Source organism: Rhodospirillales bacterium (assembly GCA_016712595.1).
GTDB lineage: Bacteria > Pseudomonadota > Alphaproteobacteria > Rhodospirillales > Defluviicoccaceae > Defluviicoccus.
In genome coordinates this window covers 1,721,674-1,734,988 of the sequence record JADJQT010000001.1, presented here as the reverse complement: position 1 = coordinate 1,734,988, position 13,315 = coordinate 1,721,674, and the positions used below count along the sequence as shown (strand labels likewise).

12 protein-coding genes are annotated in these 13,315 nt (G+C 62.9%); 4 read left to right on the top strand and 8 right to left on the bottom strand.

Annotation, left to right across the window (positions count from 1 at the left end; translation table 11 throughout):
• Positions 1-5 precede the first annotated feature (5 nt).
• Positions 6-182: a 50S ribosomal protein L32 gene (locus IPK66_07845; GenBank protein ID MBK8175166.1), complete on the bottom strand. Its 177-nt coding sequence runs from the start codon at positions 180-182 to the stop codon at positions 6-8.
• Positions 183-344: 162 nt separating this feature from the next.
• Here IPK66_07845 and hisI point away from each other — a divergent pair, with 162 nt between their 5' ends.
• The 3 genes from hisI to hpnH all read left to right on the top strand — a co-directional run bounded on the left by hisI (position 345) and on the right by hpnH (position 3,215).
• Positions 345-839, top strand: a complete 495-nt coding sequence (gene hisI, locus IPK66_07840) for a phosphoribosyl-AMP cyclohydrolase (GenBank protein ID MBK8175165.1) — start codon at positions 345-347, stop codon at positions 837-839.
• Positions 840-1,060: 221 nt separating this feature from the next.
• Positions 1,061-2,026 (top strand): 4-hydroxy-3-methylbut-2-enyl diphosphate reductase, encoded by a 966-nt coding sequence (gene ispH, locus IPK66_07835; GenBank protein MBK8175164.1) that lies wholly within the window; start codon positions 1,061-1,063, stop codon positions 2,024-2,026.
• A gap of 19 nt (positions 2,027-2,045) precedes the next feature.
• Positions 2,046-3,215: an adenosyl-hopene transferase HpnH gene (gene hpnH / locus IPK66_07830; protein MBK8175163.1), complete on the top strand. Its 1,170-nt coding sequence runs from the start codon at positions 2,046-2,048 to the stop codon at positions 3,213-3,215.
• Here hpnH and IPK66_07825 read toward each other — a convergent pair.
• The 7 genes from IPK66_07825 to IPK66_07795 all read right to left on the bottom strand — a co-directional run bounded on the left by IPK66_07825 (position 3,168) and on the right by IPK66_07795 (position 10,739).
• A complete protein-coding gene (locus IPK66_07825) occupies positions 3,168-3,845 on the bottom strand; it encodes a phosphorylase (protein MBK8175162.1) in 678 nt (225 codons plus the stop codon). The genes hpnH and IPK66_07825 overlap by 48 nt on opposite strands.
• Before the next feature lies 1 nt (position 3,846).
• A complete protein-coding gene (gene shc / locus IPK66_07820; protein ID MBK8175161.1) occupies positions 3,847-5,805 on the bottom strand; it encodes a squalene--hopene cyclase in 1,959 nt (652 codons plus the stop codon).
• A gap of 108 nt (positions 5,806-5,913) precedes the next feature.
• Positions 5,914-7,176, bottom strand: a complete 1,263-nt coding sequence (locus IPK66_07815) for an FAD-dependent oxidoreductase (GenBank protein MBK8175160.1) — start codon at positions 7,174-7,176, stop codon at positions 5,914-5,916.
• On the bottom strand, positions 7,177-8,028 hold the full coding sequence (gene hpnD, locus IPK66_07810; protein MBK8175159.1) for a presqualene diphosphate synthase HpnD: 852 nt from the start codon (positions 8,026-8,028) through the stop codon (positions 7,177-7,179). It lies immediately after the preceding gene.
• Positions 8,029-8,057: 29 nt separating this feature from the next.
• Complete coding sequence (locus tag IPK66_07805; GenBank protein ID MBK8175158.1) at positions 8,058-9,242, bottom strand: glycosyltransferase; 1,185 nt, start codon at positions 9,240-9,242, stop codon at positions 8,058-8,060.
• A gap of 4 nt (positions 9,243-9,246) precedes the next feature.
• Positions 9,247-10,098, bottom strand: a complete 852-nt coding sequence (gene hpnC, locus IPK66_07800; protein MBK8175157.1) for a squalene synthase HpnC — start codon at positions 10,096-10,098, stop codon at positions 9,247-9,249.
• A gap of 20 nt (positions 10,099-10,118) precedes the next feature.
• Positions 10,119-10,739: an ABC transporter substrate-binding protein gene (locus IPK66_07795; GenBank protein MBK8175156.1), complete on the bottom strand. Its 621-nt coding sequence runs from the start codon at positions 10,737-10,739 to the stop codon at positions 10,119-10,121.
• A gap of 515 nt (positions 10,740-11,254) precedes the next feature.
• On the opposite strand from IPK66_07795, the gene IPK66_07790 reads away from it, so the two are divergent.
• Positions 11,255-13,309, top strand: coding sequence for an acyl CoA:acetate/3-ketoacid CoA transferase (locus tag IPK66_07790; GenBank protein MBK8175155.1), 2,055 nt, complete (start codon positions 11,255-11,257; stop codon positions 13,307-13,309).
• Positions 13,310-13,315: the final 6 nt, after the last annotated feature.

Genomic DNA, 13,315 nt, shown 5'->3' with positions numbered 1-13,315 from the left:
GCGGCCTACTTCGGGTCGAGGATCTGACGTCCGCGATACATGCCGGTGGCAAGGTCGATATGGTGAGGACGGCGCAACTCGCCCGACGTCTTGTCCTCAACATAGGCCGGCGCCTTGATCGCCAGATGCGAGCGCCGCATGTTCCGGCGCGACGGCGAGGTTTTCTTTTTCGGTACGGCCATAACAAATCCTCCGGTCACGCGCGGCCCTGCCGCGCGAGGCAGAGGCTTATACTCTGCGCCGCCCGGAGGGTGAACAAGAAAATGATGCTCCCGGCTTGCCTTTCGTTTGTCGTGCATGACATATGACGGGGATTGTCGATTAGCGAAAAGGATAAAAGGACGATGAGCGCCGATTCCGGCGACGCGCCGGCACCGCCATTCGTTCGCCGCACAAGCGTCGAGCAGGTCGAAGAAGGCTGCGAACTCGCGCCCAAGTTTGACGTCAACGGCCTCATTCCGGCGATCACCACGGACGCCTCGACGGGCGACGTGCTGATGCTCGGGTACATGAACGCCGAAGCACTGGAGAAATCCATCGCCACCGGCGAGGCGCACTACTGGAGTCGCAGCCGCCGTTGCTTGTGGCACAAGGGCGCGACGAGCGGGTTCGTCCAGAAGATCAAGGAACTGCGCATCGACGACGATCAGGACGCCGTCTGGCTGCGCGTGGACATCGAGGGCGGCGCAAGCTGCCATGTCGGATACCGGTCATGCTTCTACCGCGCGGTGCCGATCGGTGCCGGGTCCGGCGGCGGACCGCTGCGATTCGTCGAAAGCGAAAAGACGTTCGATCCCCATGCCGTGTATGGCGACGCTCCCAATCCCACCCAGCTATGACCCGCGCCTGTGCCCGCGCGTGCCCTGCACCATCGAAAATCGAGGCAGCGCGCCAATCCGGGCTGCACGGATCTGCCGGATCGCGGGCGGGCGAGCGGGGGCGGTTGCGAAAACGTCACTCTTAAATAACCTCAATCATATCAAGGTCTAATCGAGCTTCCCAAGCGATACATTCGCACATAAGGTGCGGACGGCGGCGCGAACAAAGGAGAACTGACACCTTGTCGCAGAACAGCACGACACAACTTCGCGTATTGCTCGCCAAGCCGCGAGGCTTCTGTGCCGGTGTCGAGCGGGCGATCGAGATCGTCGAACGGGCGCTCGCCCTTTATGGCCCTCCGGTCTATGTGCGGCACGAGATCGTCCATAATAAGCACGTCGTCGAATCGCTGCGCGCGCAAGGGGCCGTTTTCGTCGAAGAACTTGATGAGATTCCCGAAGGCGCCGTGACCATCTTCAGCGCGCACGGCGTCTCCACCGCGGTCGTCGAGGAGGCGCAACGGCGCAATCTGCCGGTGATCGACGCCACCTGTCCACTGGTCACCAAGGTGCACAAGGAAGGGCGCAATCACGCTCGTAAAGGGCGCGAGGTCATCCTCATCGGTCACGCCGGGCACCCGGAGGTCGAAGGCACGCAAGGCCGGATTCCCGGCGGCGTGCATCTGGTCTCGCGGGCGGAGGACGTTGCCGCGATTGACGTCCGCGACCCCGAAAAGGTTGCCTACGTCACTCAGACGACCTTGAGCGTCGATGACACGCGCGATATCATCGAAGCCCTGCGGGCTCGGTTTCCGAAGATCAGTGGCCCCGACGTCCGGGACATCTGCTATGCGACGCAAAATCGCCAGCAGGCGGTCCGCGAACTCGTCGCCCAGGTCGACATGCTGCTTGTCGTCGGCGCGCGCAACAGCTCGAATTCCAACCGGCTGCGCGAAATCGGCGCCGAATCGGGCGTACCAAGCTATCTTATCGACGACGCCCATGGCCTCGAACCCAGTTGGCTCGAGAACGTGAGAACCGTTGGTGTCACCGCCGGCGCGTCCGCTCCGGAGAAACTCGTCCAGGACCTGATCGACCGGCTGGGCGATTTCGGCTCCGTCTCGGTCGAGGCGCTCGCCGGTGTCGAAGAGCACATGCAATTCAAGCTGCCCCGTCAATTGACGGGGACCGTTGCCAGCGTCGGGTAAAACTGAAGGAACAAATATCGTGGCCGTCCCTGCCATCCAGCAGTTGCGCGTTGGCGCTTACATTCTCAAACAAAAGCTGCGCGGCATTGACAAGTACCCACTGGTGCTGATGCTCGAGCCGCTGTTCCGTTGCAATCTCGCCTGCCCAGGATGCGGCAAGATCGATTATGAGGACTCGATCCTCAACAAGCGTCTAAGCATCGAGGACTGCCTTGCTGCGGTGGACGAGTGTGGTGCACCGGTGGTCTCGATTCCCGGTGGCGAGCCGCTTCTGCACAAGGACATCGACAAGATCGTTGCCGGCATCGTCGCACGCAAGAAGTTCGTCTATCTGTGCACCAACGGGCTGCTTCTCGAAAAGAAGTTGCATCTGTTCAAGCCGAGCCAGTTCCTGACGTTCTCGGTCCATCTCGACGGACTTGAAGCGGAGCACGACCGCGCCGTCAACCAGCCGGGAACGTTCCAGAGGGCGGTTGCGGCGATCCATGCGGCACGCAAAGCAGGCTTTCGCGTCAACGTCAACTGCACGCTGTTCAACACGATGAAGGCGGAGGACGCGGCGCGTTTCTTTGACTTCTGCTCGAATGAACTCGACGTCGAAGGCGTCACCGCCGCCCCGGGCTACGCCTATGAGCGCGCGCCGCAACAGAGCCATTTCCTCAACCGGACCCGCACCAAGCAACTCTTCCGCGACGTGCTCAAGCTGAAGGGCGAGAGCAAGTGGCGGTTCAGCCAGTCCGTGCTGTACATGGATTTTCTCGCCGGCAACCAGACCTATGCCTGCACCCCGTGGGGAACGCCGACCCGCAACGTCTTCGGCTGGCAGCGCCCGTGCTACCTGCTCGGCGAGGGATATGCCCACAGCTTCCGTGAGCTGATGGACTCCACTGAATGGAGCCGGTACGGCACCGGGAACTATGAAAAATGCGCCGACTGCATGGTGCATTGCGGCTATGAGGGAACTGCGGTCAACGACACGCTGCGTCATCCGTGGAAGGCGCTGAAGGTCAAGCTCTTCGGGTTTCGCACCGACGGTCCGATGGCGCCAGATATTCCCCTGACCCATCAGCGCCCGGCGGAGTTCGTCTTCGAAAGCCTGATCAAGACGATGTCAAGCGAGATCGACAAGGATCCTGGGCGTTCAGTCGAACGCAAGAAACGCGCCCGCGTCGAGAGCAGCGCGGCGTAACGTCTTTAGCGCGCACGCCTGCTCCCGGCCTAGCCGGAGCAGGGTTTTGAGGTCGCCCGGATGGGCTGCGATACCGGCGATAAGCCGCGTGAGGCGCGGGCGTCCGTAGGCATCGATGCCGCCCGCCACCCACGCCGGGATTGACCGCTCTAACGGATCGACGATCGCTCGGATGGTAACGAAAGGCACGCCCGCCCGCCGGGCGATGTCCGCCACCGCGTGGCTTTCCATGTCGACCGCGCACGCGCCACTGGCATCGGCGAGCAGACGCTTGTCCTTCGCTCCGAATAGCGGCGCATCGCTACCGGCGAGCAACCCGCCGGTATGACGGCCGCTCATCCGGCTCCCTAGCCGCTGGCGCCATGGGATGTCGCACGCCAGGACCTCGCCCGAGGCGCTGACGACGGCATCGGCGATCACCAGATCACCCGCTCTCAGGTCGGGAACCAACGCGCCGGCGACACCAAAGCTCACCAGCCCCGTGCAACCGGACTTGAGCAGATCACAGGCGGCCGATGCCGCCGCGCGGGGACCCATCCCGGCGCAGCCCACGCGCGCGCGCTCCCCTTCCGGCACGACGTCAAGGCACGCGGCCTCGCGGGCGAGACCGGTTACGACCCCCGGCCCCACCTCAAATGCCGAAGCTGGTCGTCTTGGTGTTGCTTCGCTTCAAATTGCGATATCGGGCAAGCGCCCACAGCGGGAAATAGGCGCTGTACCCGTAGTAGCGGAGGTAGAAAACGCGCGGGAAACCGACGGCGTTGTAATATTCCTCGTGCCACTGTCCGCCTTCACGCGGCGCCGCCAACAGGTACGCGACGCCGCGGCGCACCTCGGGGCACTCGACATCCCCCGCCGCCATCAGCGCGAGCAGCGCCCAGGAGGTTTGCGAGGGAGTGCTCGTCTTGACCTCATGACGCCGCTCCGGCCAGTAGCTGGCGCAATCCTCACCCCAGCCGCCGTCCTCGCGCTGGCGCGACTTGATGAAACCCACGGCTCGCCGGATATAAGGGGCCTGCATGTCCTCGCCGACGGCATTGAGCGCACAGAGAACCGACCATGTGCCGTAGACGTAGTTCGTTCCCCACCGGCCGAACCATGAGCCATCCGCCTCCTGCTGCCCCTTGAGGTAGTCCAGCGCCCGTGCCACCGATGGGTGGTCCCTGCCGTGACCGACCTGTATCAGCATGCCGAGGCAGCGCGCGGTCACGTCGGCGGTCGGTGGATCGAGCAGGGCGCCGTGGTCGGCGAACGGAATGCTGTTGAGCTCATAGTGTTCGTTGTCGGCATCAAAGGCACCCCAGCCGCCGCTGCGGCTCTGCATGCCGATCACCCACTCGCAGGCGCGAGCTACCGCGCCGTCGTAGGTGGACGCACCCGCCCGATGCAGGGCCATGGCGATAACCGCCGTGTCGTCCACATCCGGATAGTGGTCGTTGCGATACTGGAAAGCCCATCCGCCGGGCCGCAGATTTGGCCGGTTGGCCGTCCAGTCGCCGTAGACGTCGAGCACCTGGCGTTCGACCAGCCAATCGCAGCCGGACGCCACCACCGCCTCGTCCCCCGGAACGCCACTCTCGAGCAGCGCGTGCAGCGCGAGGCCGGTGTCCCAGATCGGCGAAAGGCACGGCTGGACGTAGGCTTCGTCCTCGCGCAGGACCAGGAGCTTGTCCATCGCCGAGCGAATCGTCTGCATGTCCGGATGGTCACGCGGATATTCCAGCGCGTCAAAGGCCATGTACGAATAGGCCATCGCCGGGAAAATCCCGCCAAGGCCGTCCTCGCCGTTCAGGCGTTCCTTGATGAAAGCGGCGGCCTTGTCAATCGAGCGGCGCTGCATCGAGCGGGGAAACAGCGGCTCGACAATCCGCCCAACGTGATCAAGCGCGAGGAACACATCACCGATGCGCTCACCGGTGGGATTGCGCATATACCGGCGTTCGAGTTCGGGTGGAGTGACGAACAGCTCGCGAATGTCCACTCCGCGTGGATTGCGTGCGCGTGGTTTCAGCGCCGCCAGGATGAACAGCGGTACCATCACCGTGCGCGACCAGTAGGAGACCTTGTCGATATGAAATGGCGCCCATGCCGGCATGAGCATGGCTTCCGGGCGTATCCACGGCGCGGCGCGCCAGGGAACCTGTCCAAACAGGGCAAGCAGGATGCGGGTGAAGACGTTGGCCCGCGCTGCCCCGCCATGTTCGAGGATTGCCGCGCACGCCCGCCGCATGTGTGGCAGGTCCTGATCATCGCCGACCATTTTCAGCGCGAAGTACGCCTTGACCGACGCGCTCAGGTCGAAGTCGCCGTCGTGATATAATGACCAGCCGCCATGCCGTCCCTGGGTCCGGCGCAGGTACTGCGCGATCCTGCGTTCGATTGGATCGTTGATTTCGTCCATAAAGTGATTGGCCAGGATGTACTCGGACGGAATGGTCGCGTCAGCTTCCAGTTCGAAGACCCAATGACCATCACCGTGTTGCCGGTTCGTCAGCCACGCCGCCGCCTCGGAAATCGCCAGATCGAGACCGTCATCCAGCCGCCCCGGATCGGAGCTTTCGTTGGCAGTGCTCGCCCGCGTCTTGCGCATCGGTTCTGTCCCACCCGCGACGTTCTTCCGGTAATGATCGGTGCTTCCGTCCACTGTCACTCCAATGCCACAGTTTGACCATCTGTTGCTTCGAATCGCATACGACTGTCAAGATAATGTCGCTAATTGCGCGAGACTCTCTGCCGCAGTGTGACCAGAACGCACGCTCCCCTCGATCGTCGCCGGCAAACCGGTATCGGTCCAATCGCCGGCCAATCGAAGGTTGCGCAGGCCCGTGCGGCTTGGCGGCCGGCGGAGGACCTCCGCCGGTGTCTGCGCAAACGTGGCGCGCTTTTCCTTGATGATCTTCCAGGTCGAAAGCGGCACATCTCCCAGATTGAGTGCTCTCGTCACCTCTGGCCACACGCGCGCAACAATCTCATCGTTGGCCCTTCCGGCGAGATCCTCGGCGGCACTGACGGTGACCGATGCCACGTCGTCGCGCACGAAGATCCAGTGGGAGACACCGCCGACGAGCCCGAGGAAAACCGCCCGAGTGAATGGTCGTGGAAGCAAGAAATGGGCATTGACGATCGCCCGGCTCGCCATCGGCGTCGTCAGCCCCGGCAGCACCGTTGCCGCGGCGTTGGGCGGAACGGCCAGCACCACGGCATCGTCCGGGCCGATGTCGACCGCGCCCACCGACGCGAAGCACAGGCGACGCACCTCGCCGTCGGCGCTCTCCAGGCTGCGCAAGCGCGCGTGCAGGCGCACGTCCACCCCGCGTCGGCGCAGAAACGTCAAAGCCGGATCGACGAAGCAGCTGCTTAGCCCGCGCTCGGCGATGCGCGGCCGGCAGGCGGCCTCGCCGCGGCCAAACGTTTCACGCAGCACTGGCCAGAGCAGTCGCGCCGCCCCCTCCTCCGCCGCGGTGTTAAGCACGGCCACCGCCAGCGGCTCCCAGAACCGGCGATACAAAGTGCCGTTCCCCCCGACGCTCTCGGCAACGGTGGCGTTCGCGCCGGCGCAGGCAAGCCGCCATGTTGCGAGGTACTCGCCAAGGCGCGTGCCCGGAATTCGTCGCGACGGCGACAAAACCCACCACGGAATGCGTCCGGCACCGGGACGGACGTCCCAGCGCTCGCCGGTGGCAAGATCGAGGAAGGGAAATCGCGCCGTCGGCGGGCCGGTCAAGCCGTCGACGGCGCCGATCGTCCGCAAATACGCGTGAAGCGAGGTGTTGCCGCTCAATACCAGGTGATTGCCGTTATCGATCGTCCGCGCGAGGGTGTCATCGACAAACGAGCGGCAGCGACCGCCGGCGTGTCCGGCGTGCTCGTAGACGACAACCCGCCGACCCGATGCCGCGAGATCGACCGCCGCCGCGAGGCCAGAGAGGCCCGCGCCTACGACGTGAATCTGGCCGGACATTCAGATCATCCCGTAACGCAGCGCGATCCAGAGCTTTTCGGCCGAGGATAGCGATACTGGCTCGGCCCATCGCCGCCAGCCCCGATGAATGAGGCGGCTCAGCGTCCGCTGGTAGACATGCATCATGACCGTGGCCGGACGAACCTGCCGACGCTCACAGCGATCGATGCAGGCTGCGGCTTCGTCGAAGTGCTTGACCGCCATGCCGGCAAGATCGGCGCAAACGGACGCGACCCCGGAGTTGTGCAGTATCGCCAGCACGTCCGGACCGGCATCGATCCCGCGCTTCGTCAGCAGATCGTGGGGCAGGTAGAGCCGGTCTCGGCTGGCGTCCTCCTTGACATCCCGCAGGATATTGGTGAGTTGCAGCGCGTGGCCGAGCGTCGTCGCCAGTTGGTCGCCCAACGGATCACCGACGCCGAAGATGCGGACCGAGAGCCGACCGACCGCGCAGGCGACGCGGTCACAGTAAAGCCTCAGCTCATCGAGATCGGCGATACGGATGCGTTCGGCGGCATCCATTTCCATGCCGTCAATGATCGCAAGGAAATCCGCCTTGCGTAGCGCAAAGCCGGAAACTGCGGGCGACAGTGCCGCTGTCACCGGCTGGCGGGGTGCGCCGCGAAACAGCGCCTCGATCTCTTCGCGCCATTCGGCCAGCGCGCGCCGCTTCGCGTCCACGTCTCCCGGCTCGTCAGCGACGTCATCGACCTCGCGGCAGAACGCATAGACGGCTAACATCGCCGCCCGTTTTTCCGGTGGCAGGAAGCGCATCGCCCAATAGAACGAGGTCCCGGAGGCACGCACCACCTGCTCAACGTAGGCCTGCGCCGGGACCGAATCGGCGCTCACCGACGCTCCGCTGATCGTCGGACCGTGTGTCACGCCGAGCTCAGATCAGAATCTGCGCGGGCGGAAAAACTGCGCCCCTTCCACAAGCCGCCGCGTCCCTGCCATGTCAGCCGTGCCGAGTCGATCGTCATCAGCACATAGAGCAACGCCGCCAGCGGCAACGCCAGCCCCCAAGCCGTCGGCATTCGATAGAGCATCAATGTCGGCGTGAACATAGCGACCATCACCGACCAGGCAAGCACGCCGAGAATCGCAATCCATAGGTTGGCGACGATCACGCCGTAGACGATCGCGGCGGGCGGCGTGAGGTACTGCACGGTCATAACGCAAACGGTCGCGAGCAGCAGGCGCCGCGAGTAGCCAAGCTGCGTATAGGCCGACCGCGCGACCATCGCCCAGAACTCGGCCAGACGGTCGTATGGACGCAAACTGCGCGTCTCGTGGCTTAGACCGAGCCAGATCGCGCCTTGTTCCTTGAGCAGCGCCGCCAGCGCGCAGTCGTCGATCAGCCGGCCGCGAATTGCGGCAATGCCGCCGGCCGCGGCGAGCGCGGGCGCGCGCACCAGCATGCATCCGCCCGCCGCCGCGGCTTCTGGGCGACGCGGATCGTTCACCCAGGCAAACGGATAGAGCTTTTGAAAAAAGAAAATGAACGGCGGGACGAGAAGCCGCTCCCAAAATGTATGGCAGCGCAGTTGAACCATCAGCGAGACGAGCTGATACCGCCCGCGCTCGGCCTTGGCGACGAGCCGCCGGACGTTGGTCGAGTCATGTTCGATGTCGGCGTCGGTGAGCAGCAGGAACGCCGAATCCGGAAACTGCCGGGTGACCCAGGTCACGCCCTGCTGAACCGCCCACAGTTTGCCGGTCCACCCAGCCGGGAGCGGCTCACCGGCAAGGATCGACAGCCGCTCGCTACCGCGGGCGGCGGCGAGCGCCGCCTCAGCGGTGCCGTCGGACGATCCGTCGTCGACGACGACCACGCGCAACGTTCCGGGATAGTCCTGCGCCAGCAGGGAGGCAACCGTACGCCCGATACACTCGGCTTCATTCCGCGCCGGAATCACCGCGACAACATCGCCCCACATGGGTGCATCCGGGAGAGATTTTGGCAGCCTTTGGTTGGCCCGCCAGAAACCGCCGCGGCCATAGCAAAGAAACAGCCAGCCGCAAACACAAAAAACGATGAGAACCAGGAATACGATACTGAGCATGGGATCACAGAAACTGAACAACGACACCGCGGACACAGGAGAACAGAAACTCGGTTTTGCCGAGTTGAACCCTGCGTGCCAGAGGATCCTGGTGACGGAGCCGCCTTGTCAAGGACTTAGCGATACCGAGGATCGCCGCCGATTCCATCGCCAGGCGGCGGCTGCGCAACCCCGCCGGCAAGGCCCCGGCATCCGTCAGCAACGCCTCGATGCCGTCGAGACAACGGTCGATCACGCGACGCAGCGCTGGCGTGCTCGCCTGGCGGTCGAGATCATCGATGCGCGCCTGTTCCCGTTCCACCCAGTCTCCCGGCAGATAGACCCGATTCAATGTGCGATAATCGTCCTGACAATCCTGAAGATGGTTGATCACCTGCAGCGCATTGCACAGCGCGTCCGCGGCACCATAGCCGCTGCGCGAGCCGCCGTGCAGATCGATGAGAAAACGGCCGACGGGTGCCGCCGACCGGTCGCAATAATCGATCAGATCCGGCCAGTCGGCGTAGCGGCCCTTGACCGCGTCGTGCTTAAACGCCGAGATCAGATCGAGGCAGTGCTGCGGCGAGATGCCCGTGGCCACCAACGTCCGGCGAATTGCCTGCGCCTTCTCGAAGCCGTCCGAGGCCGGCGCCTCACCGCCGATGACTCGCGCGAAAGCGTCAAGCCTGGCGATCTTCTCCTCGGCAGGGAGGTCGGCGCTGTCGGCGATATCATCGATGGCCCGCGCATAGGCATAAAATACGGCGACGTGCGGCCTGAGCGCCGCCGGAAGCAGAAACGAGCCGACGGGAAAGTTCTCGTAGGCCGCGTCCTTTCCGGACGGGGCCTCGACTGCCCCCCCTGCATTATGATTCATTGAGGCGAGCCCGCGCCGGGTTACGAATCCTGCCGCACGCGGCGGCGCATTTCGTCGATCAGGACGCTCACCGCGCCGCCGCCGTTGCGAATAACGGAGTTAAAATCCGAGCGCTGGGTCAGCCCCATGCTGACCCCTTCGACATAGACATCGACGATCTTGCGCACACCGTTCTGGCTGCGCACGCGCCAGCCGACTTCAATCGGGGCGGCGGCCGGCCGAGTAATCTCCGAATAGACGATCACGTCACCACTCTCGGCGTCGGTCACGCTGCGCCGGACCGTCAGTTTCTCGCCCGAATAGCGGCTGAAGCGGTCGACGTAGGTCACGACGATGAGTTGTTCGAACAGGCGCAGATATTCTTCCCGCTCCTCCGGCGTGGCGACGCGCCAGTACCGGCCGAGTACGAACTGGCCGATCGTCGGCACGGCGAAATTTTCGTTCAGCAGCGTCCGCGCCCGTTCCTCTCGCTCCTCGCGCGAAATATCGCGCGCCGTCAGCGCTGAAATGGCCTCGCCTGCCAACCCATCGATAAATACCTTGGCGTCAGTGTCGGTTTCCGCGGCGCGCGATGTCGGCACAACGAAGACGCTCATCATCACGCCGACGAGCATGCCGATCGCTAGCCGACGAGAGACCATTTGGCAGGGGGCTCGCATCGCTTCGACCATAGTTCCTTCGCCCTCATGCTCTTGTGGCGCCCGATCCGCTGGAAGACTGCCGATCGACAGCGAAAAATCAAGCTAAGACCGCGTGACGCGCGCCATTGTCGGCTCGATACCGGTCATGAAACCCCTGTGCTGAGATGTGAGCGCGCCGGACGGAGCACAAGGACCCGTCACCTCAGCAAAGCCGGTGCCGCGTGGCCGAAAGGATGAAGCAGCGCCACTCCAAGCTACCCTTTCATCAGATTTCAGGTAAACCGGCCATATTCCAAAATATAAATAATAAATATAAATACATATACGCACTATACGGTTTAATTAAGCAATATATTTAAGATAGCTTTTTATCATTATTATTTTATAATGAGAATTATATACAAAACCGATAAATACATATATTTAGATATATACGCATATTCTGGGTTTTGTCTGGTCATATAATTTAATTAAATAAATTGTTCCTTGAGAGGAAATGCTGCTGCAGTAATTGAATGCTGCAATGCGGCAATGAATATGAATGGCTTCCGTTTCCTGGTGATCTGCAGCTAAAGTCCAGCGAGACGAAGATAACGGCCGCGCGCGCGGCACGGACAAGCGGCGGGAGGCAACACGTGAAACATAAGGTTGTATCGGCGGACGAGGCGATCGCGCTGATCCAAGATGGCGATACCCTCGTCAATACCGGTTTTATCGGCAGCGGAGCGCCAGAAGACTTGCTCGTCGCGCTGGAGCGACGGTTTCTCGACTCCGGCGCTCCGCGAAACCTGACACTGATGTTTGCCGCCGGCCAGGGCGACGGCGCGGAACGAGGCTTGAACCGCCTCGGCCACGACGGACTGCTCAAGCGGGTCATCGGTGGGCACTGGGGGCTGATTCCAAAAGTCGCCAAACTGGCACTGAGCAACCGGATCGAGGGCTACAATCTGCCGCAGGGTGTCATCTCGCATCTTTACCGGGCGATCGCGGCCAAGGCGCCCGGGGTCGTCACCAAGGTCGGCCTCAGCACGTTCGTCGATCCGCGCCGTGACGGAGGGAAGATCAACGAGATTTCCGAAGAAGATCTTGTCGAGCTGATCACCCTGCGCGGCGAGGAGTGGCTTTTGTACAAGGCGTTTCCCGTCAACGTCGCGTTCTGCCGTGGCACCACCGCCGACGCCAACGGCAATGTGACCATGGAACGCGAAGCCCTGAGCCTGGATAACCTCGCCATGGCGATGGCGGCGAAGAATTCCGGTGGCCTTGTTATCGTGCAGGTCGAGCGCATCGCCGAAGTCGGCTCACTCAACCCCAGGAACGTCAAGATTCCCGGCATTCTCGTCGATTGTGTCGTCGTCGCCCGTCCGGAATTCCACGCCCAGACCTACGGAACCTACTACGATCCGGCCTTCGCTTCGGAAATTCGCGTCCCGCTCGGCTCGCTCGCCCCGATGCCGCTCGATGAGCGCAAGGTCATCGCCCGGCGCAGCGTCTTTGAGTTGCCGGCGGGTGGCGTCGTCAACCTCGGCATCGGCATGCCCGAGGGCCTCGCCGCGGTCGCGAATGAGGAAAAGATCCTGCAGTTCGTCACATTGACCACGGAGCCCGGGGGCATCGGCGGGGTTCCACAAGCGGGCCTCAATTTCGGAGCTGGAGTCAATGCCGATGCGATCATCGATCAGAATCAGCAATTCGACTTCTATGACGGTGGCGGTCTCGACATGGCCTGCCTCGGCCTTGCCGAGTGCGACGAGGAGGGCAACCTCAACGTCAGCCGTTTCGGTCCCAAACTCGCCGGAGCAGGCGGCTTCATCAACATTTCGCAGAACGCGCGCAAGATCGTCTTCGCCGGCACCTTCACCGCCGGCGGGCTGAACATCGTCGTCGAAGACAAATCATTGCGTATCCTTCAGGAAGGCCGTGCACGCAAATTCGTCAAGCAGGTTGGACAGGTCACCTTCAGCGGCGCCTATGCCAAGCAGATCGGACAGCCGGTGCTTTACGTGACTGAGCGCTGCGTCTTCCGCCTCACGCCCGATGGCCTTGCCTTGACGGAAGTCGCCCCCGGAATCGATATCGATCGCGATATCCTTGCCCACATGGATTTCAAGCCGTTGATCGGCGAGATCGAGCCGATGGACCTGCGCATCTTCTGCGACGAGCCGATGGGTCTCGAGCGCGACTTCATCGGGCTGCGCGATCTGCCGAGCCGGATCACGTACGATGGTGAGCGCAACACCCTGTTTCTCAATTTCGAAGGCATGCGAGTGCGGAACGAACAGGACGTCGTCGCGATCCAAGATGTGGTCGAAAAGCAATGCAAACGGATCGGGCGCATCGTCAACGTCGTCGTTAACTACGATTCATTCCGCATCGACGACAGCGTGCTCGACACCTATGCCAAGATGGTCCGATACCTGGAAAAGAACTACTACATCGTGGTTACGCGCTATACGACCAGCGCCTTCATGCGCGCCAAGCTGGGAGAGGCGCTGGCAAAACGCGACGTCGCCCCGCACGTGTTCGAGACCAACGCCGAAGCTCAGCAGTTTCTCTACGAAACGGCCTGAACGCGG

Coding starts and splice junctions, on each gene's coding strand:
- IPK66_07845 (MBK8175166.1), bottom strand. CDS start 182: ATGGCCGTACCGAAAAAGAAAACCTCGCCGTCGCGCCGGAACATGCGG.
- hisI (MBK8175165.1), top strand. CDS start 345: ATGAGCGCCGATTCCGGCGACGCGCCGGCACCGCCATTCGTTCGCCGC.
- shc (MBK8175161.1), bottom strand. CDS start 5,805: ATGCGCAAGACGCGGGCGAGCACTGCCAACGAAAGCTCCGATCCGGGG.
- IPK66_07815 (MBK8175160.1), bottom strand. CDS start 7,176: ATGTCCGGCCAGATTCACGTCGTAGGCGCGGGCCTCTCTGGCCTCGCG.
- IPK66_07805 (MBK8175158.1), bottom strand. CDS start 9,242: ATGCTCAGTATCGTATTCCTGGTTCTCATCGTTTTTTGTGTTTGCGGC.
- hpnC (MBK8175157.1), bottom strand. CDS start 10,098: ATGAATCATAATGCAGGGGGGGCAGTCGAGGCCCCGTCCGGAAAGGAC.
- IPK66_07795 (MBK8175156.1), bottom strand. CDS start 10,739: ATGGTCTCTCGTCGGCTAGCGATCGGCATGCTCGTCGGCGTGATGATG.
- IPK66_07790 (MBK8175155.1), top strand. CDS start 11,255: ATGCTGCAATGCGGCAATGAATATGAATGGCTTCCGTTTCCTGGTGAT.